The organism is Pseudomonadota bacterium, assembly GCA_036339585.1.
Taxonomy (GTDB): domain Bacteria; phylum Pseudomonadota; class Alphaproteobacteria; order UBA8366; family UBA8366; genus UBA8366.
Genome location: JAYZAS010000001.1, coordinates 41,101 through 61,129 on the forward strand (window position 1 = coordinate 41,101; position 20,029 = coordinate 61,129).

Annotated in this window: 16 protein-coding genes and 1 tRNA gene; 5 read left to right on the plus strand and 12 right to left on the minus strand. The window is 45.0% G+C overall.

All coding sequences use genetic code 11. The features are described from left to right. Positions 1 to 98 precede the first annotated feature (98 nt). From VX941_00190 to xsc, 6 genes are all read right to left on the minus strand, one after another. A complete protein-coding gene (locus VX941_00190; GenBank protein ID MEE2931827.1) occupies positions 99 to 836 on the minus strand; it encodes a peptidase in 738 nt (245 codons plus the stop codon). A 15-nt stretch (positions 837 to 851) separates the two neighbouring features. Then, entirely contained in the window at positions 852 to 1,658 is an 807-nt protein-coding gene (locus tag VX941_00195; protein ID MEE2931828.1) for a transglutaminase family protein, read from the minus strand. Continuing rightward, positions 1,642 to 2,595 carry an alpha-E domain-containing protein gene (locus tag VX941_00200; GenBank protein MEE2931829.1) on the minus strand — a complete coding sequence of 318 codons (954 nt, stop codon included), beginning with the start codon at positions 2,593 to 2,595 and terminating at the stop codon, positions 1,642 to 1,644. The genes VX941_00195 and VX941_00200 overlap by 17 nt, the downstream gene beginning before the upstream one ends. A gap of 6 nt (positions 2,596 to 2,601) precedes the next feature. Further along, positions 2,602 to 4,014 carry a circularly permuted type 2 ATP-grasp protein gene (locus VX941_00205; protein MEE2931830.1) on the minus strand — a complete coding sequence of 471 codons (1,413 nt, stop codon included), beginning with the start codon at positions 4,012 to 4,014 and terminating at the stop codon, positions 2,602 to 2,604. Between the two features lie 479 nt (positions 4,015 to 4,493). Beyond that, positions 4,494 to 6,827, minus strand: coding sequence for a DUF3604 domain-containing protein (locus VX941_00210; protein MEE2931831.1), 2,334 nt, complete (start codon positions 6,825 to 6,827; stop codon positions 4,494 to 4,496). 235 nt (positions 6,828 to 7,062) lie between these two features. Continuing rightward, the gene (gene xsc, locus VX941_00215) at positions 7,063 to 8,835 is read right to left on the minus strand and encodes a sulfoacetaldehyde acetyltransferase (protein ID MEE2931832.1); all 1,773 of its coding nucleotides are present in this window, start codon (positions 8,833 to 8,835) and stop codon (positions 7,063 to 7,065) included. Positions 8,836 to 9,122: 287 nt separating this feature from the next. Here xsc and VX941_00220 point away from each other — a divergent pair, with 287 nt between their 5' ends. From VX941_00220 to VX941_00230, 3 genes are read left to right on the plus strand one after another with little or no spacing between them, the layout of a single operon-like run. Further along, positions 9,123 to 10,547, plus strand: coding sequence for an aldehyde dehydrogenase family protein (locus VX941_00220; GenBank protein MEE2931833.1), 1,425 nt, complete (start codon positions 9,123 to 9,125; stop codon positions 10,545 to 10,547). Positions 10,548 to 10,578: 31 nt separating this feature from the next. Further along, the gene (locus VX941_00225) at positions 10,579 to 11,736 is read left to right on the plus strand and encodes an ATP-grasp domain-containing protein (GenBank protein MEE2931834.1); all 1,158 of its coding nucleotides are present in this window, start codon (positions 10,579 to 10,581) and stop codon (positions 11,734 to 11,736) included. Beyond that, positions 11,723 to 12,598, plus strand: a complete 876-nt coding sequence (locus VX941_00230; protein MEE2931835.1) for a succinyl-CoA synthetase subunit alpha — start codon at positions 11,723 to 11,725, stop codon at positions 12,596 to 12,598. Before VX941_00225 ends, VX941_00230 begins: the two co-directional genes overlap by 14 nt. 225 nt (positions 12,599 to 12,823) lie before the next feature. Here the strand turns inward: VX941_00230 and VX941_00235 are convergent, their stop codons facing one another. The 6 genes from VX941_00235 to VX941_00260 form a co-directional block, all read right to left on the minus strand. After that, the gene (locus VX941_00235; GenBank protein ID MEE2931836.1) at positions 12,824 to 12,994 is read right to left on the minus strand and encodes a hypothetical protein; all 171 of its coding nucleotides are present in this window, start codon (positions 12,992 to 12,994) and stop codon (positions 12,824 to 12,826) included. 29 nt (positions 12,995 to 13,023) lie between these two features. Then, a tRNA-Leu gene (locus VX941_00240) sits at positions 13,024 to 13,108 on the minus strand. Between the two features lie 86 nt (positions 13,109 to 13,194). Beyond that, positions 13,195 to 14,682, minus strand: coding sequence for an alkaline phosphatase family protein (locus VX941_00245; protein MEE2931837.1), 1,488 nt, complete (start codon positions 14,680 to 14,682; stop codon positions 13,195 to 13,197). Then, entirely contained in the window at positions 14,669 to 15,454 is a 786-nt protein-coding gene (locus tag VX941_00250; protein MEE2931838.1) for a competence/damage-inducible protein A, read from the minus strand. Before VX941_00250 ends, VX941_00245 begins: the two co-directional genes overlap by 14 nt. A gap of 145 nt (positions 15,455 to 15,599) precedes the next feature. Beyond that, positions 15,600 to 16,352 carry a class II aldolase/adducin family protein gene (locus VX941_00255; GenBank protein MEE2931839.1) on the minus strand — a complete coding sequence of 251 codons (753 nt, stop codon included), beginning with the start codon at positions 16,350 to 16,352 and terminating at the stop codon, positions 15,600 to 15,602. Positions 16,353 to 16,374: 22 nt separating this feature from the next. Next, entirely contained in the window at positions 16,375 to 17,157 is a 783-nt protein-coding gene (locus VX941_00260; GenBank protein MEE2931840.1) for a class II aldolase/adducin family protein, read from the minus strand. A gap of 176 nt (positions 17,158 to 17,333) precedes the next feature. Between VX941_00260 and VX941_00265 the strand changes: the two genes are divergently transcribed. Together VX941_00265 and VX941_00270 are read left to right on the plus strand one after the other, a co-directional pair. Further along, complete coding sequence (locus VX941_00265) at positions 17,334 to 18,380, plus strand: TIGR03617 family F420-dependent LLM class oxidoreductase (GenBank protein MEE2931841.1); 1,047 nt, start codon at positions 17,334 to 17,336, stop codon at positions 18,378 to 18,380. Between the two features lie 63 nt (positions 18,381 to 18,443). Further along, positions 18,444 to 20,003: a hypothetical protein gene (locus VX941_00270; GenBank protein MEE2931842.1), complete on the plus strand. Its 1,560-nt coding sequence runs from the start codon at positions 18,444 to 18,446 to the stop codon at positions 20,001 to 20,003. Positions 20,004 to 20,029 lie beyond the last annotated feature (26 nt).

A 20,029-nucleotide genomic window follows, 5' to 3' on the forward strand; every position in this document is an offset into this window, starting at 1 on the left:
TTTTTTGACAGATAAATAAGCTTTTTTTTCACTAAACCATTTGAGTTTGATTTAAATGCGCCGGAATTCTGCGTTCCAGTTATTAATCATCTGTGGCGTTAATTACCTTTAAGCTCGGGAAGGGTTTGAAAAGCATCACGCAGTGCCAGAGACCAGCTGTTTGTAATATTTAGAAAATTTGAATCATCGACATCGATTCTCCTATGATGGGTAAAAGCCAAGGTGTCACCTCTGACTACAGCTATATCTAATGGCATACCGACAGATAAATTACTCCTCAACGTAGAGTCCATTGAGACCATTGCAGCCTTGATAGCATCCTTCAAAGGTGTGTTAATGGTCAGCACTCGATCCAAAATTGGTTTGCCATATTTGTGCTCGCCAATCTGAAAATATGGAGTATCAGGGGTAGCTTCAATAAAGTTTCCAGCCGAATAAATTTGAAAAAGCCGATGCCGACCACCTAACCGCTGACCGCCCACTATTAATGTCGCACTGGAAGCCTCACCATGCGCCTCAAGGTCCTCACTATGACTTTGTTGAATACCTTTCATTTCTTTACCCACAAGTTGAGCGACCCTAAACATAGTGTCTGCATTAAGAATGCACTCAACATCATCAGTTTGTGAACGTTGAATATTTTGATTTAATCGAGTTATGACACCTTGTGTAATTGATAGGTTACCCGAGGCCATTATCGCAATTGCGCGTTTTCCCCTGATAGACCAAGTAAACATCTTCCGAAACCGTGCAATATTATCGACACCGGCATTGGTTCGCGTGTCCGATAGAAATACCAAACCATCTGAAATTTTTATGCCGACGCAATACGTCATATCTTACCACCTGTTTTATTGGGATACGCAGTCAACACTAACTTCCACATCCATAGTCTCTGTACAATTGCCCACCAATATTCCGCTTATTGGTGCTGCATCATTTGCGTCAAACCCTGATGTCAAACGTACATAATGATCGGTCGGGCACACTTGATTGGATGGGTCGAAGCCAACCCAACCAAGCCCATCTATTTGTAATTCTGCCCATGCATGGGTTTCCCTTGACTCATCCTTTCTATCGGGTTCAAACAAATAACCAACCACATAACGAGCAGGAACGCCAATTTCCCTCGCTATACTTATCATTAAATGAGTGTGGTCCTGGCAGACCCCCGCCCCATTTTTGAGCACATCAGCCGCCGTGGTCGCCGTGTCAGTTTTGCCAGGCAAATATAGTATTCTGTCGGAAATTATATTGGATAATGCATGGGCCATTTCTAGCGAAGCCTTTGACGGCAATCCTAGCGCCAATTTGCGAATGGCCTCATCAGGCTGTGTCAAGTGAGTTTGGCGAAGAAAAATTTCGCTAGGTACTTTTCTTTCTGAAACACAAACGACACCAGAATTGTCCTTTACCTCAAAAATACCCTCCGCGGTTAGCTCAAGGGGTGTCTCAGGCTCATAAACAAGCCAAATAGCCTCGCCTTCGCCGAAAGCGTTTTCAAATTGCTTATTGATGACCTCCCCATTTACTTTGATAGCCCAATGTTGAACTTTCTGTGCAGGCAGATTTCTCGGAAACATCTTCAGTCGCAACCCGACCCTGTAAGGGTCAACCTCATATTCATATGTTGTTCGATGTTTAATAGTTAACAGCATGGGAGGGTTCGAAATAATATGAATGTGAGATTGCAGAATTCAAACGATCAGTGTGTGCAATTGCATCGACTATAAATTCGTGCAGTCCATCTCGGAAGATTTCCCCCATCCCCACTTCTGCCATTTTTGAAATCATCTCCTGCGCAATATCATAACAATGGTCTGAGTAACCTGAGCCATTATGCAATAACGACAAGAAATGCCCCAATTGTTGATAACAAAAATTAACTGACCTAGGGAAAGAACGATTCAATACGAGAAAATCCGCTATCCGCCATGGACTGAAATCACCACGATAGACCCACTGATATGCCCGCGTTGCCGACAATGCATGCAAGATACTTGTCCATTGGTGGTGATCACGGCCACCGCCTATCTTGTCAATTTCTGGCAAAAGGACGTAATACTTTATGTCCAAAAGCCTCAATGTCATATCAGCACGCTCTAAGGCGCCACCGATCCTTAAAAAATTGTACCCATCATCGCGTATCATACCGGTTTCCGCAGCTCCTCTAAATACAGATGAATGTTGCTTGACCCAATCGAGGAGACTTGGAAGATCTCTTTGAACGGAGACCCCATCTATGTTTGACAGACGCCCCCACCCATCATTGAGTGCCTCCCACATTTCTTGAGTAATTGCTGACCTGACATTTCGACCATTATTGCGCGCACTCTTCAAGCAGCTTGCGATGGATGAAGGATTTTCAAGATTCAGCATCAACTCATTAATAACTTCAGCCTCATTAACACGACGATCTGATAAATGGTATCTATGCGCTTGTGCCGCTATCAAAATAGAACGCCACTCCTCTCGACCAGCAAATGTTGGTAGCATTGCCATGCGGCAACCCATTTCAATGAGACGAGCCATAGACTCTGCTCTCTCTATGTATCGAGCAATCCAAAATAAATTCTCTGCTGTTCTGCTAAGCATTGTTCCTTACCGAAAGCCAAATTTATTGTCAGCCAAAACCCATGTGTCCTTAACTCCACCACCCTGACTCGAATTTACCACTAATGAGCCCTCCGTAAGAGCAACCCGAGTCAACCCACCAGCCACAAGCCTTTCTTTTTCCCCAATAAGACAAAACGGGCGAAAATCTACGTGGCGACCTGAAAGGGCGTCGCCACAAAGTGTGCCCAGAGTTGATAATGCAAGTGTTGGCTGCGCAATAAAATTGGATGGGTTGTCACGAATACGTGCAGAATAATCTGCTAATGCGGCCTTAGTCGCTGCAGGACCAATCAACATTCCATATCCACCGGAAGCATGCACTTCCTTAACCACAAGTTCACTCAGGTTATCAAGAACAAAGGCGCAATCGTCTGCCACTCCACATAGCCAGGTCTTCACATTTTTCAGAATTGGTTTCTGGCCAAGATAAAACTCAATCATTTTTGGAACGAAAGCGTAAACGGCTTTATCATCAGCAACTCCAGCGCCTGGTGCCGAACAAAGAGTTACATTTCCATGCCGGTAAGCGTCAAAAAGCCCAATTACTCCTAAAAGACTATCGGGTCGAAAAAACAATGGATCTAAAAACCTATCGTCTACGCGACGATATATAACGTCAACCCTCTTTGGACCTAAGGTTGTTCGCATCCAAACCACTCGGTCCTCGACAAATAGATCCTGTGCCTCAACTAGGTCAATACCCATTTGGTCTGCTAAATAAGAATGCTCATAAAAAGCGGAATTATGCATCCCGGGCGTTAATATTACTACATTTGGGTCCTCCGAAGCATTACTCGGCGCGAGCTCAAGCAAGGTTTTCCTCAATCCATCAGGATATTGGTCTACGGGTTCGATGCTTATTTTTGAAAAGAGATCGGGAAACATTCGCATCATAATTTCGCGATTGTCCATCATATAGCTAACGCCAGAAGGAATGCGACAGTTATCTTCTAACACATAAAAGTCGTTTACACCTGTTCGAACCAAATCAATTCCAGTTATTGGGCTGTAAATGCCGTGTGGCGGATCTACTGATACCATTTCTGGAATGAAACTTTCATTTTGATAGACCAATCTCGTAGGGACCACACCAGCGCGTAAAATTTCACCACGATGATAGATATCAAATAGAAAAGCGTTTAGGGCTCGAGAACGCTGGATAATCCCGGCAGATAGAAATCTCCACTCCTCGGCATCATAAATACGCGGTATGACGTCAAAGGGGATCAAGCGCTCGGGATCTCCACCATCAGAATAGACAGAAAATGTGACCCCTAACCTCTGAAAAATAGTTTCGGCTTCCTCACTGCGCTGTCGTAAAAAATCTATGCCAACTTTTTCAATCCACTTTGATAGGACCTTGTAAGGAGGTCTGACAACACCCTTGTCGGTGGACATCTCATCAAACAATTGAGGCCCCTATTCTTACGCTTGAATCAAAAATCTCAGTAAACCACGCTTTGCCAAGTGCACTATCTATGCCGTTTGCTAACCCTCTGTAGAATATAACCTATTTAAAGGGAAAGAACTATTCAACGCCTATATTTTGTGCTCTGCCAAAATTTTGTGACTATTTATGATGCAGTCTATGTTACAGTTACAACTCGATGGGCAGCCCTAAACCGCAGTCAAGGCTCTACACATAAATTGCTTTTGAAGGATACAGATCTGCTGCAGACAGTCAATTGCAAGTAACAGGCTCAACCGATACGAACCAGTGGGCAACAACGATACACAGCAGCAAAAAGTGAAGTTAGTGCGATAAGCTTGATGGTTATCTAAATCGGGTTTTCCCCACCCACGTTTTTATTTACGGAACTAGCGGCAAATGGCTCACACACTCCGGTAGATGCACAAATGAAACAGACTAGTAATTTTTACCTGTAAATGTAGATCGGACTTGTCCACGCTAGCGTGCCATCTTCCTGAGTTAACCGAATAAAAATACTGTTATCACCGCTATTTCTAAGTTTGAGATCCCGGGAAAATTTTATTGATGTATGCCGGTTTTTATTAGGCATACGGAAGACTTTCAAATATCTAGGTAGAACACCGCTCTCATCAAAAACTTCGTCCTCAAAGCCAATTTCTTCTAGCGGGATACCACATTTAACTAGTGGTGTTTCAAGCTTAAGGGTGCCCCCGTAGGGGTCCCCCACCCAAACATCAAATCCCCCAATATTGCCGGTGGTCAATGCTCTCCATTGCAATCCAGTTGTGCCTAACCGGTTAAGTGCCTTATCACGATTGAAAAAGTTTATTGGGGAAGCATCAATAATCTGATTATCGGAAAACTGTGCTTCCCCATCCCAAATTACCTGTCGAAAGCGACCTCTATATTCCGCTCCCTCCCAAATCACACGAATACGATTTCCAAGCTCCTCTTGGGTATATGGACGAATAGTTTCTATATGCTCCAGTCCATTAAAGATATCTACCCGCTCGATTGGAGCTGCGCCCACAATATCCACACAAAGTTCCGCATTACCGTCAGGCAAATGGACTATATCACCGATTACAGCAGAACCTGCGGCGAAGCCATCGGTGGGCCCCAGCTTCGGGTCATCATGATAAAGCGTGCCTTGATGTTCAAAGGTGACAGCTACATCTATAAACATTCGCCCGCCGTGGCCGCCAGTCGTGGCGTAATGTCTTCGCTTACGCATACAATCAAGTAACGCGGACCGGGTCAATTCAGGCATTAAAAAACAGGTTAGGCCGCCCACAGCGCCAAATAATGAAGCCCCTGGGTAACTAGCACCAGGTCTACCTTTATGACCGTCGGAGTTAGCAACAATTCCACAACGATAACCCATTTCAAAAGCGTCTTTCACTAACCACTCGAAAGTACCCCACGATGAGTGCACTTCCATCGATTTTTCAAAATGACCATCATGTGCTAGCTTCACATCAGCATAACGCCCACCGCAGTGAGCATAAGTGACAACGTCAAATTCTTCACTTACCGTCAATGCCCCAAAAAGTTCGGCTGCGCTGTTACAATCTGTATCAATATCACTCTGATCTTCCACTAGCGCATGCGATGAACGCCGGATTTGCCTACCTTCTTCAGAGAAATAAACATTCCGATCTCCACCCAGACCTGTATTGCCAGACCATTCATAGCCCGGTAGTACAACAAATTCACCGTCGGAATTAAACTCCGCAGACAAATGGTCAAGCTCTGCCCAAAAGTCATTTGTAATTTGAAAATCGTTAGCTTGGTGCCCAGTCGCATCTAAGAAGGCTTTGTCACGAGCGAAAGTGAAATATTGCCGCGCACTATTGGTTCCAATAGATTCTTCTGACTGACCATGAAGGTCGCCCCACCAGTGCAATAAATCCGACTTCTCTAAAATACGAAGGGGGTTACTGCGCGTAACGGCTTTCCCTTTTTGATCAATCAACTCCACAACCACATCACCCAACTCTTTAACCATGAGCCCTTCAATAGTAACAGAATCAATCCCCGGCTTGAGTGTTATGGTTTCTGGTAGCCCAATAATATCCAAATTCGCTTTTAAACCTAAAGTAAGATCACATTGGTCGGAGGGATTTCCCCACCTATCTTCACCCTTAATCCTAAGCACAAATAATTGCCCAGCAGTTCTCAACGTTGGTAACACAGCCACGTAATCTACAGGTGGGCCAGCTACAATACTAATAAACGGTTGCAGTGGTAACGGTTGGTAATTGTATGTAGCAATCGGATCTACTAACGTGTGAAACTCAAAGGTATCTTCCAAAAATGTTTGCAGACGCATTCCCGGAGACCCGTGCCTCGTTTCACCAAATGTAATGGTTATGGTGTCTCCTTCACGAAGGAAACCTTTAACTACCTTTATATAAAGTGTGCGATCCCAAGGACGTACATTCCCTTTGGGATCATAATGATACTCAAGAACGGCATCATTGCTTGCCTTTATGGTCGTATAATTATCCCACTTTGGATCTTCAAATTGTGGCCTTGTCTGATCGGAAGCAAATCGGAAACACACACGCATTGAACCCGAATCATCTATGCCGAATTTCCCTGCCGTGTATACAAGTTGAAAAGTCTGGTATGAGCCAGCCTCAAATTCACCTGTTGGCGTCAATGCAACGCTTCCCAATTCCTCTTGTCTTATAGGTGCTCTTATAGGACTACTCGCCTCACCACCTTGCGGACCAACAGCAGAGTCGTCAGGACTTCCCATTGGCCTTTCAATCATTTTCTCCCCCCGATAAAGCAAATTATTGACACCATAACCTATGTTCAACCGCAGTGTATCTCCCTTGTGAAAGTTTGGAAATTTTATCTCAAGCTAGGCTGAACTTGTACAAACCACTCTAGAAAACATATCGTTTAGATAAATTTACCCCTCAAACGGCATTCTTCGTTAGCAGTCTTAGTTGAAGGCCCGCCAATCCTGTGGCGGGCCCATTTTATAATGGATGTGCCATTTTTTATTGCGGCCGCATGTCTGCAGGATCTATATCGGCAACGATAGTAGGATTCTTCATTGCATCTCGACGGAAAGGTTCCCCTAACTCTTGGTTTAATAATACTTCGATAAAAGTCGTTTTGTTATCATTCATCTGAGCGTCCACGGCCTTTGCCAACTCATCGGTTAGCTCATCCATAGTGCCAACTTGAACACCGTGTACACCGCACGCCTTTGCAATTTCCGCATATTTTACATCAAGATCAAGCTCAGTGCCGACGAAATTATCGTCGAACCATAGCGTGGTATTGCGTTTTTCAGCACCCCATTGGTAGTTGCGGAAAATTACCATGGTTATCGGCGGCCACGGATCTCGCCCACATGCGGTCATCTCATTCATCGAAATACCAAACGCACCATCGCCAGCGAACCCTACAACAGGGGTATCAGGACAGGCTATCTTCGCACCTAGTATTGCAGGAAAACCATATCCGCAGGGGCCGAATAAGCCTGGCGCTAAATACTTCCTACCAGTCTCAAAAGTAGGGTAGGCATTTCCTATCGCACAATTGTTGCCAATGTCTGAAGAAATTATGGCTTCTTCTGGTAATGACGCTTGGATTGCTCTCCATGCCATCCGTGCTGACATTCTATTAGGCTCGCGATCACGCGCGCGCTCATTCCAAGTCGTGCCAGGATCATCATCTTCGTGATCCATGGATGAGAGCTTCTGTAACCAAGCCGATTTGGTTTGTTGGATAAGTGCAAGCCTACCTTCTCGCCCGTTATCACCGGCAGTCGGCTCTAATGCTTCTGTAAGCTGTTCCGCAACCATTTTTGCATCGCCCTGAATTGCTACGCTGACTTTTTTGGTCAGACCAATGCGGTCGGGATTAATATCTACTTGAATTACCTTAGCTTTCGCAGGCCAATAATCAACCCCGTAACCTGGCAATGTTGAAAAAGGATTTAATCGGGTCCCAAGTGCTAAGACCACATCAGCTTTCGCGATTAGCTCCATAGCTGCTTTGGATCCATTATAGCCAAGCGGACCAACAGATAATGGATGTGTTCCTGGAAATGCGTCATTGTGCTGATAACCACAACAAACTGGTGCACTTAATTTTTCTGCCAGCACTGCAGAAGCTGAAATTGCATCGGATAACACTACTCCAGCTCCATTCAACATGACTGGAAACTTCGCATTTGAAAGCAGCTCTGCCGCTCGAGCAATCCCGGAACGGCCTCCCGATGGCTTCTCAATGTCAATCACTTCCGGTAATTCAATATCAATGACTTGTGTCCAAAAATCTCTTGGTACGTTTATCTGCGCAGGAGCACTCCCCCTCCAAGCTTGCGCTATCACTCGATTGAGTACTTCAGCGACACGCGATGGATCGAGCACTTCTTCTTGATAACAGACCATATCCTCAAAAACAGCCATTTGGGGAATTTCCTGGAAACCCCCTTGCCCCATTGTTTTATTGGCAGCCTGTGGAGTTACTAACAGGAGCGGTGTGTGGTTCCAGTAAGCGGTTTTAACCGGCGTTACAAAATTTGTTATGCCGGGGCCATTTTGAGCAATCATCATACTCATCTTGCCACTTGCGCGAGTAAAGCCATCAGCCATCATTCCGGCATTGCACTCATGGGCGCAATCCCAGAAAGAAATACCTGCTTTCGGGAACAAATCTGATATAGGCATCATCGCTGAACCTATTATACCAAAAGCATGTTCAATGCCTTGGCGTTGTAATACTTTAACAAAGGCTTCCTCGGTAGTCATCTGAGCCATTTGTTGAGCCTCCTTGGTAATGTTCATTTGCACATTTATTTAACGGATGAAGCAGCCATTGTCGCCTCTTATGTCCAAATTTGAAAAATCTACCGTAAAAAAATTGCATTGCTCTTTTACGATCTAAACTTCAATAATTTTGCATAAAGGTACTGTTTTTTGAGACTACGCTTTTTACCGGCTCAATTACAGAACGAAATGCCATATTTTGAAACAAGGATTGTAAAAGTGCTATCCATTTCTGGCCTTTAACTTATAGAATTAACCGGTATTGCAGGAGAGACATAATGCAAAAGGCCCAAAATATTCATGCTAACCAAGATGATTTGGCCGTCATTGACAAATTAATTGCTAATGCGAAACAAGCAATGGCACAGATCCTCTCCGCCAATCAAGATCGTGTTGATGAAGCTGTAACAGCTTTATGCTGGGCAATCTACAAACCAGAAAATGCTCGTGAAACAGCTAAACTTGCAGTAGCTGGAACGGGGTTGGGAAATGTTGAAGACAAAATTATAAAAAATCAACGCAAGAATTTTGGCACGCTTAGGGACCTACTTCGGGTTAAAACAGTCGGCATTATAGAAAAGTTGCCGGAAAGGGGATTGGTCAAATACGCCAAACCTGTTGGAGTTGTTGGCGCAGTAGTACCGTCCACAAATCCCTGTGCTACCCCGGTTAATAAAGCAATGATGGCAATAAAGGGCCGTAATGCAGTCATAATAGCTCCATCACCAGCTGGCCTGCAGGCAACTGGACGCACGGTTGAGCTGATGCGAAGCGAACTTGAGAAAATAGGATTGCCTGCAAATCTTGTACAAATACTACCTGGTCCAATTTCTAAAAATTTGACTAACACGCTAATGCAAGAATGTGACCTTGTGGTTGTAACCGGCTCACAAAACAATGTTCGCAATGCTTACAAAAGCGGCACGCCCGCAATAGGTGTAGGAGCGGGTAACGTGCCGGTGATTATTGATGCAAGTGCAGACTTAAATGATGCCGCAAGAAAGATAATGGCATCAAAATGCTTTGATAATGCAACCTCGTGTTCGTCGGAGAATTCAGTAACTATTCAGGATAGTATTTATGAAGAAGCTATCGATGCACTCACGAGGGTCGGCGGATACATGTGTACCAACGATGATAAACAGAAGATTCTTGACCATCTCTGGGTGGATGGTCATCTAAACAGACATGCATTAGCCAAAGACCCTGATGTCTTTGCTGATGTTTGTGGTCTACCCGTAGCCGCGAAACAAGCAAAATTCTTTATGATCGAAGATACTGGGGCCGGCCCTGAGAAACCTCTCTCAGGTGAAAAACTCTCACTAGCACTTACCATATATCGCGTTCCAGATATTGAAGCAGCCATTAGCCAAGTAAAAGATGTTCTTAAATATCAGGGTATGGGTCATTCTGTGGGTATACACACCAAGACCATTAAAAATGCTGAATTATTAGCCGAACGCCTTGACGTCGTTCGCGTGCTCGTGAACCAGGCTCATACCTTTGGAAATGGCGGAAGTTTTGACAACGGGCTAGGATTCACACTGACGATGGGTTGTGGAACTTGGGCTGGTAATTCAATAAGTGAGAATCTCGCATATCACCATTTCATCAACGTGACACATCTGGTTGAGACAATCCCGGAAGATAAGCCGAGCGAGGAGGAATTATTCGGCACCTATTGGGGTAAATACGGCAAATAGATACAATCAGCTAAAAACGATCGGACGTGAGATGAATTTTGAAGAAAGTACAGCCAAGCTACTACTCGAGGAGGAAGGAATCGCCATACCACACGGCAAGGTAGTGACAACTTTGCAGCAAGCAAGCAAGGTTGCCGATGAAATAGGTCCGTGTGTAGTAAAGGCGCAGGTGCCCAGCGGCAAACGTGGCAAAGCTGGGGGCATCAAACTGGCCAAAACCCCACAAGAGACAGCGGCAGCAGCCGGCGACATCCTTGGCATGCAGATTGGTGGCTATAAAGTAAAAAAATTACTGGTTGAAGAACAAAAAGATATAGAGCGTGAACTCTACCTAGCGATCATAAACGATTCAGAGACCCGCAGCCCTACCCTCCTATTTTCAACACTTGGTGGTATGGATATTGAGACTGCTGCCATTCAAGATCCGAAACAGGTGTACCGTATGGCAATAAACATTTCTGCGGGGCTTAAAACAAGCTGCATCATAAATTTTCTACAACAATCGAACTTAGGAGATGAAAAAGCCAACATTGCTGATATATCTTTAAAACTTTATTCTTTGTACCGTCGATACGACGCCGAATTATTGGAGATCAATCCCCTTGTATTGACTAAGACTAATGAAATTATTGCACTCGATTGCAAATTTTCAATGGATGACTCGGCTATTCAGCGTCATGCTGAATTAGCTCTAAATGGATGCCCTGAAAAGGTTACAAAACTTGAGGCGGATGCGAAGGCCTTGGGCCTGAAATATATCGAACTCGATGGCTCGGTAGGCATTTTGGCAAATGGCGCCGGCTTAACCATGACGACCATGGATGTCGTAAAATTCTATGGTGGCAAACCGGCAAACTTTATGGAAATTGGTGGCGAGGCATACACTAAAGGAAAGCCAGCGCTCGAATTGGTCTTGGCAAATAAAAAAGTGAAAAGCTTAGTTATCAACTTTTGTGGAGCTTTTGCTCGTTGTGACGTTATGGCAGAAGGCATCATTGCAGCATGGGAAGAAATTCATCCAACATTGCCGGTTTTCTTTTCAGTTCATGGGACAGGTGATGAGGACGCCCGACAAATGCTGAAGCAGAGGCTTGGCATCTCCCCCTACGATACGATGGACCAAGCTTGTGAAGCTGCAGTAAAAGCAGCGCAAGCGGCTGAGAGAGGGGGGGGAATTGATTGTTCGTAAACATGAGCGAGTTATGATCCAGGGTATTACTGGCAAACAAGGAACGTTTTGGACCAAACATATGCAACACTATGGGACTAATGTTGTTGGTGGAATCGTGCCAAAAAAGGGGGGGCACAATCACCTAGGCGTACCGGTTTTTGATAATGCTTATGATGCCATGAGGGAGGTACCATTCGATGTGGCCGGACTCTTTGTACCACCATATTTTGCAAAAGTCGGAGCAATTGATGCGATAGAGGCCGGTGTAAAAAAATTAGTCATACTCACCGAACATATTCCAGTACATGATGTAATGGAGATTGTTGCCGCCGGCAAGGCAAACAAGACACAGATTATTGGACCAAATACCACCGGAGTTGCCACACCGGGGGAATGTTTCATCGGGTTTATGCCCGCGTTTAATAAAAATATTATGACTGCCGGAAACGTTGGGATTATTTCAAGGAGTGGTAGCCTTGGTACATTAATATCTCTAAACATTACACAGGCTGGCCTTGGGCAATCGGCATTCATAGGAATAGGTGGTGATCCAGTGATAGGAACAACGACCTTGGCTGCGCTCAAATGTCTAGATAAGGATGACAGAACGAAGGCCGTTTTCATTCTTGGTGAGATAGGCGGGACTATGGAAGAATTAGCAGCGGAGTATGCGAGTACCATGCAAAAACCAGTGGTCGCATTTATAGCTGGCGGTGCAGCGCCGAAGGGAAAGAAAATGGGTCACGCGGGTGCAATAGTTTCTGGAAATAAAGGTACCTATAATTCAAAGCGCTACGCTTTAATGGAGGCTGGCGTCCATGTCATCGATACACCCTCCGATGCGGGATCAGCAATGGTGGCTGCCCTAAAAACTATGTAAGCGTTTTTTCTTTTTTTAATGTTGTCAATTTTTTTAGGATTCCCGTTCAAATCATGACCAAAATTGAACGCCTAGTGTTGACGTACGCTCACTTTACTAAAAGCATCTTTTATCCCAACACGTGCCAATTACGCCTTCCGCGGGGCATGACGAATGCACCACCCGAGCACTTGATCTGCCGTCTTAGCCAATCGAGGCCCAATGCCAAAGCGCCTGTACCGTGGTTCACGTGCAAGAAACCTGTGCTCCTCCAGCTGCCTTAATGTTCAGTGGATAGTTAGTTTTGGCCGCCCACCCAGCTAGCTGCTTCAAAGAGCCCATGTGTCGGCCTTGTCTCAGTGAGAGGTCAACGGCTTGGCGAGCTTTAACAGCAATGGAGTCGGGTTCAGATGCCATCAACTGAGCCGTATTTTCTTTGATTATGTTGGTGCGGGCGGAGGGACTCGAACCCTCAACCCCGAAAGGAACGGATTTTAAGTCCGTCGCGTATGCCAATTCCGCCACGCCCGCACTACTTTTATTTTAAAGGAGGGTTGGCTCGGGGACAATTGCTGTTTCGATTTCTTGAAAAATTTGCAGCAAAAAATCCGTACCAATTAACAAGCACTTTCTTCCACCCAACAAGAGTTGATATATTGTGTTCCATTGACATGGCTTTTGTTTAGGATCGTCCTACGCCCTGAAGGTTCAATAACTATAACCTCCTCATCTTTAACTGCAGGCGGGGGACAATCGATCATTTCATTCAGTGCCTCCAGCAACACCCTCCCCTGCACATGACTTGGAACGTCTATTCCAAGTAAAAATAGAATAGTTGGCAAGAGATCAACATTACCAGCGGGAATATCAATAGTTTGCTTCGATTTAAACATACTTCCGCTAGCCACCAACCAATTGTTTAGTTCTGATTTATGCAGCCCACCATGAATCCCTCCGCCTGTTGGATAAGTTGAGTCTTGGAAGGTATGCCCCACATAACCATAATCATTTTTCCTATCGTCCGCTTTCAAGATCAGACCAATGTCGGGTGCCCTACTATGATTCCACATAAGATCTGAATGCTTAAGTGTGCCATCTCCATCCCTAGTTGAAACTGGCCCACACCAATTCTCTCTCTGGATCCAATCTACAATGGCCCTGATAAGGTTTGGATCGCTATCGCGAACGTATAGACCACCTGCACTAGAAAGGGCCAAAGCAACATCTGCTCCACCTTCCAGTGTCTCATCCACGCTGAAACCGGCTGCCTTCAGCTTACAAGAAAGATTGAGTTTTTGTGAAGCGACAGTAATTTGGCCGTGATCGGATAGTGTAATTATTTGTAAATCAGATGATGATCCTATATCACGATTTGCCAATACTTGGCCGAACAATTGATCAACACATTGAGCGGCAGCAAGACTTTCGTCTGACCCAATACCTTTTTCATGATAACTTGTGTCTGGTTCACTTAACCAAAGAATAGCAACATCTGGCCTCAACTTTGGCTCCACATAGTCGAGATAAACTCTTGTTGCATACGCATTCCAGTCAAGTGCCGGTATTTCATGTTTTGGGATGGGTCCGAAAGCTTTTTCAATATACTCAACCTCGCAACGCTGCCCCGGCGGCGCTAATCCGACCGTCGCTTCAGGGGCATGCAGCGCCATTCGAAAGCCACCCAATTCCTCGGCCTTATGATTAAGCATCCTTCCCCCGCCAGGGGTACCAGCACTAATTGTTGCAAAGCTTTTGTTAGCCGACTGTAGAAGTTCCCCAAGACTTGGCACCCCGAGTAATTTTCCGCCCAAACGTTTGTCACCCTCGCGCAACTGTGATTCGATACCGGTGTCAAATAACCTTCCTGGAGCCGCAACCGGATCAACAAAACGATTGCCCACAATTCCATGGCGCTCCGGGTAACAACCAGTAATTACAGCTGTCTGGTTAACCCTTGTCTCAGTCGGAAATGTCGAATGCATTTTGGGCCAAAAAACACCTTTTTCACGGAAACGGCAAAGATTAGGCATGAGCTGTGGCGTCACCATATCCGGGCGTAAAGCATCAAAGGTAATTATAAGAATACGTTTGTCATTGATTATCAAGTTCTTCGCCCCGAATTGGATCCCCCCCCAGATCGCTTATCATTCTGTGAACCGCTTCCTGCACATCTTGCAATTGTTGATCGTCAAAACCTCTAATAACTAACGAAAGACGGTAGTTTGCCCTAGCATAATGAGGATAGGAGCCAATATCGATGTCAGGATGTTTGTCTTGAATATCTTTTAAACCTTTAGCAATGCTGCCTTCACCCAAATTACAAAGAATGCTGCGAGAAAGTTTTTGCGCTCCCCCCTGCAGGGTAGGAATAATATTATCCAACATGGCTTGCATTATCTTTGGAACACCCGCCATCACGTAAACATTTTCCACTTTAAAGCCCGGCGCTGTGGAGATTGGATTTCTTATCAACTCGGCGCCATCTGGTGTATTGGCCATGCTTAGGCGTGCTTCATTTATTTCTGTGCCGTTATACTTGTAGTGCTCTTCCAGCAACCGACGGGCCTCCTGATTTTGAATTAATTTTCGGCCAACAGCTTCTGAAACAGACTCCGCAGTTATATCGTCATGGGTTGGCCCAATGCCCCCGGTAGTAAACAAATAATCAAACCGCCCACGCAATGCATTCACTGCGTCAACTATTTCTTGCTTTATGTCAGGAACGACACGGACCTCCGCGAGTTGCACCCCTACATTATTCAATTTTTGAGCTATATGAGGCAGATTCTTATCATGGGTCTGACCCGAAAGAATCTCGTCACCGATTATCAGTAATGCTGCTTGAACTCGCTTTCTGTCAGTTTGGCTGTAGTTCACTTCCACCTCCTTTTACGTTGAGGACCGAGTGTACTTAAGCCAACGGCAAACGGAAATCAAAAATCCTCGCCGGAAAGGCATCTCATCAAATAATTCCGAAACAGCTAGCCCCGATAATCAATCGACAAAGAGATTACACAAGCTATCACTCTGCGTATGTTGGATCCATACGGTCTAGACGTCGCAAGTGCCCCGGCCAACCTCGATCCGCAAGCTCTGTGCCTCTATTTTTGAACTGCCCATTTGTATGGTCGGAAACAGCCTCAGGGACTAGATGCAGCTCGGCTCCAGTTGACATTGCATCAACTTGTGCCTGGCAAGATTTTTCAAGCCGCATGAGGGTATAGAACGCGTCTGGAACACTTACCCCAGCAGTAAGTAAGCCATGGTTCTTTAGCATCATTGCCTTATTGTTAGGCCCTAAATCTCGTTGCAGCATCTCGCGCTCATCAAGGTTAACCGCGACCCCCTCATAATCATGATAAGATACAGATTTATGAAAATGCATCGAGTGTTGGCTCATCGGCAACAAGCCGCATTCCATGGAGGAAACAGCAATACCGGCGCGTGTATGGGTATGCATAACGGCATCAAGATCATCCCGACCCGATAAAACAGCACTGTGAATAGTGTAACCGGCAGAATTTACGCCGAGGCCGAGATGGTCCTCAAGCACGTCACCATCCAAGCTTAATTTGACCAAACTTGATGCGGTCACTTCCTCGAAATACAAACCGTAGGGATTAAGAAGAAAATTATTCGCCTCACCTGGCACCCGAGCCGAGAGATGGGTTCCAGTTAGATCTGTCATATCATAGAATTCACAAAGCCGATAAGCTGCCGCCAGATCGACTCGCATCTGCCATTCCTCGGATGATACTTTGTTTTTTAACGACATCGCTCTCTCCCTTTTATTTTACTCAATTCTTGTAACTAGGGTCCATACGATCGAGCCGACGTAAATGCCCTGGCCAACCGAGATCACCTCCAGCACTTTTCTTTTTAGCGAATAATTCTTTTGTACTTTCTTGTACCCCTCTATCTATTTCAATCACTTTTGTACCTGCCGCCATGCCATCTATCTGCGCCTGACAAGCTCGCTCCAATTTGTAGATCAACCAAAAAGCATGGCCAATATTGAAACCGCAAGTAAGTAGCCCGTGATTTCGTAAAATAAGGGAAAGATAATTACCTAGGTCGCGCTGCAAACGTTCTCGTTCATCATGATCATGTGCTACGCCTTCGTAGTCATGGTAACCAATGTTATCTATAAAACGAGCCGAATGCTGCGACATCGGCAAAAGGCCACATTTAAGTGCAGAAACAGCTATGCCAGCTCGGGTATGAGTGTGCAAAGCGCAATTAATATCGGGACGGCCCATCATCACTGCGCTATGTATAGTAAAACCGGCTTTGTTGAGGTCGAATGGTGTTTCAGTCAAGACATTACCGTCATAATCGACTTTGATTAGGCTAGACGCCGTAATCTCATCAAAATACATCCCGTAAGGATTGAGCAAAAATGTATTTTTCTCTCCAGGCACTCGCGCAGAAATATGTGTCCCTAACAAATCCGACATATCGTAATAGTCAACCAACCGGTAGCAGGCGGCGAGGTCGACTCGTGTCTGCCATTCTTCATCCGATACTTGACCACGCACACTACATAAGTTGTCTGGGTGGGCGCTCGCTAAAACTGCCATATTTTCCTCCCTAATAAATCTGAAAATCGGCTCAGACTGCCGAAAAGAAAATATCACAATTTCCTTACAAATGACCAGACACCTAATGAATTATCAGCAACTTTTATTTTACAGGTATTGTAGCAGTTGGGGGGATGCCTTATAGCCAATCCATAAAACGGTTACAGGAGGAATACATGCGCGTTTACACAGTTTTACCGCAAGATAATCTCAGTCATGCAGCAACCGCAGCTGCGAAAGCAGAGGCTGATGGTTATGATGGACTTGCTAGCATGGAGAATCAACATGCACCATTCTTGCCTCATGCTGCTGCAATTACAACAACTTCCAAAATAAAGCTAATGACCGGGATCGCCATTGCATTTGCACGCAGTCCAATGGTGGTAGCTGGTGAATGTTTTGACTTGCAAGCCAGCTCCGGCGGACGTTTTATTCTTGGTATTGGCAGTCAGGTTCGAGCACATAATGTGCGCCGTTTCAGCGTGCCGTGGAGCCCCCCTGTTCCCCGCATGCGAGAATATATTGAATCGCTCAGGGCAATCTGGTCCTGCTTTGAGAATGATACAGAACTGAGATATGAGGGTGAACATTATCAATTTACCCTAATGACACCTAATTTTAAGCCACCCGCTTCGAAGCAATCAATGGTTCCTATTACTATCGCAGCCGTTGGACCAGCCATGCTGCGCTTGGCGGGCCAAGTCTGCGATGGCGTTCGCCTTCATCCATTCTGTACCCGTAAATATATCGACAACGTCGTGATGAAGGAAATTGGGACTGGAATGGCTCGGTCTGGACGTAAAAGAGAGCATTTCGAAATAGTGGGCGGCGGTTATATTGTTACGGGACCAGATGAGGAAACAGTCGCTAAAAACCTCGAGTGGGTTCGCTATCGTGTTGCGTTTTACGGATCAACACCAAGCTATTTTCCGGTTTGGGAAATACATGGGCTCGAGGACCTTGGAAAAAAACTGCATCAAATGTCTCGTGAAAAATTGTGGGACAAAATGCCGAAGGAAATTGATGACGATGTTGTTCGTCTATTTGCAGCAGTTGGAACCTATGAACACATAGCAAAACAAGTTAAAATTCGGTTTGGTGGCGCCTCCGACGCCATTTCTAGCGGTATTCGAGAAATAGATGACCCGGGTATACCCTCCGATCTCATCAAAGATTTACAAAAAATTGAAAGCCCTTTCTCTAAATATAAAACTGCATGGTAATGGAAACTTCTATCACACGTTAGACTAAACTTGCACCACGACGTTAAAAAGATACAATTAAGTATGAATAACATGAAAATAATTATCTTTTTCGTAGCAGCTTCATTATTGGCAGGTTGCCAAAGTTTTTTGTTAGGAGATCTTCCCCCACAACAAAAGCTCGAGGAAGAGAGAATCGCAAAACCTTTGCGGAGTGCATCATCTCGTGCTGTGGACAAATCAATAGTCATCCGATCAAGAAATGATGAACCGGAAAAAAAATTTACTGGCGATGAAAAAGCCATACCTTCAGACGAAGCAGCAAACTTAGAATCGGAAGACACTAATTTTCAACGCGACGCCCTTGACGAATTAGGGGATTTTTTCTCGCAGTTGTTTAGCAAAAAAGTGAATGATCCATCTTTGACGGTCAGCGGTGGGGTAGAGGAGGGTTCGAAGTCAAGACAATCAAACTCAGCCGACGAAAATTCTTTGGTAAGAGGGAAAGTAGAACGACGGTATTCTGCAGCGTACGGCGTTTATTATCCTTTGGCCAAAAAAGGGCATGCTTTCGCGCAGTACGAAATGGCTTTGATGCATCTCCACGGTTATGGAGTAAATTCTGATCTTAAAAAGGCAGAAAGCTGGTTTAGAAAAGCTGCTTCGCAAGGGCATCCTGATGCTAAGACTGAATTGCGACGGCTAATTTCTGGTGAAAAAAAAGCTCCGAATAAATTAACCAGTACCGCATTAAGAAAACCCTCAGTTGAGGCTCCTTCAACCCTCGTGATCTCCTCGGGCTCAGTGAAAACGATCAAGGCTGTCGCTGAAAATAACACCGGGTCCACCTATGAAAGCACACCACAGCAGAATGAAGTCCCATCTGTCTCGTATGATCAGGAAAAAGGTCTACGGAAAAAAATTGACTGGGGCTCCGTCACCCCCGGCAGTAATGCTATAGATAGTGAAAGTACGGATAAGAAGACCTCGCAAGGTTATGGCGATGGCGCGATACCTAACTTCAGTTCTATTCGCAGAGTGAAGCCATCAACCCCCTCATCTTCAACAAAAAAAGTCATTGACTCTGAAAATAAGATTGTGGATAGCACCAACCAGTTGGCAAAGACAAAAGATAACGGAATATCAAAAACAAACTTTCCAAAGAAACTAACCCCGACAAAGACATCCATAAAAGAAAATGACCCAATACAGGATACTGAGTTAAATTTAGCAAAGCTAGTTCCAGAGAATGATGCCGGCGGCACTATTGTAGAGCAAGACAACGCAAGTTTCAGCCAGGGGCTACTGGCATACAAGAAGGGTGATTTCAAAACGTCTTTTAGTCATTGGTACCCGCTTGCACAAAGGGGCAATGCAGAAAGCCAGAACCGCCTTGGATTTCTGTATGAGAATGGAAAGGGAGTGAAGCTAAATTATAAAAAAGCCGTAGAATGGTACCTAAAAGCTGCAGAAAAAGGTGAACCAGCCGCTCAATTTAATCTTGGAGTAATGTATCGTAAAGGCCGAGGGGTTCAGAAAAACGATAAGATTGCACGTAATTGGTATGAAAAAGCTGCTAAGCAGGGACACCCTATTGCTGAACGAGTGGTCGAAGTTATGAGAGCCTACAAAATTGGAGAATAATCTCATTTAGCATTTCATACGTCCAA

Excerpts from the sequence above, each read along its gene's own strand:
- VX941_00190 (MEE2931827.1), bottom strand. The coding sequence starts at position 836 with ATGACGTATTGCGTCGGCATAAAAATTTCAGATGGTTTGGTATTTCTA.
- VX941_00195 (MEE2931828.1), bottom strand. The coding sequence starts at position 1,658 with ATGCTGTTAACTATTAAACATCGAACAACATATGAATATGAGGTTGAC.
- VX941_00200 (MEE2931829.1), bottom strand. The coding sequence starts at position 2,595 with ATGCTTAGCAGAACAGCAGAGAATTTATTTTGGATTGCTCGATACATA.
- VX941_00205 (MEE2931830.1), bottom strand. The coding sequence starts at position 4,014 with ATGTCCACCGACAAGGGTGTTGTCAGACCTCCTTACAAGGTCCTATCA.
- VX941_00210 (MEE2931831.1), bottom strand. The coding sequence starts at position 6,827 with ATGATTGAAAGGCCAATGGGAAGTCCTGACGACTCTGCTGTTGGTCCG.
- xsc (MEE2931832.1), bottom strand. The coding sequence starts at position 8,835 with ATGGCTCAGATGACTACCGAGGAAGCCTTTGTTAAAGTATTACAACGC.
- VX941_00220 (MEE2931833.1), top strand. The coding sequence starts at position 9,123 with ATGCAAAAGGCCCAAAATATTCATGCTAACCAAGATGATTTGGCCGTC.
- VX941_00225 (MEE2931834.1), top strand. The coding sequence starts at position 10,579 with ATGAATTTTGAAGAAAGTACAGCCAAGCTACTACTCGAGGAGGAAGGA.
- VX941_00235 (MEE2931836.1), bottom strand. The coding sequence starts at position 12,994 with ATGGCATCTGAACCCGACTCCATTGCTGTTAAAGCTCGCCAAGCCGTT.
- VX941_00255 (MEE2931839.1), bottom strand. The coding sequence starts at position 16,352 with ATGTCGTTAAAAAACAAAGTATCATCCGAGGAATGGCAGATGCGAGTC.
- VX941_00260 (MEE2931840.1), bottom strand. The coding sequence starts at position 17,157 with ATGGCAGTTTTAGCGAGCGCCCACCCAGACAACTTATGTAGTGTGCGT.
- VX941_00265 (MEE2931841.1), top strand. The coding sequence starts at position 17,334 with ATGCGCGTTTACACAGTTTTACCGCAAGATAATCTCAGTCATGCAGCA.
- VX941_00270 (MEE2931842.1), top strand. The coding sequence starts at position 18,444 with ATGAATAACATGAAAATAATTATCTTTTTCGTAGCAGCTTCATTATTG.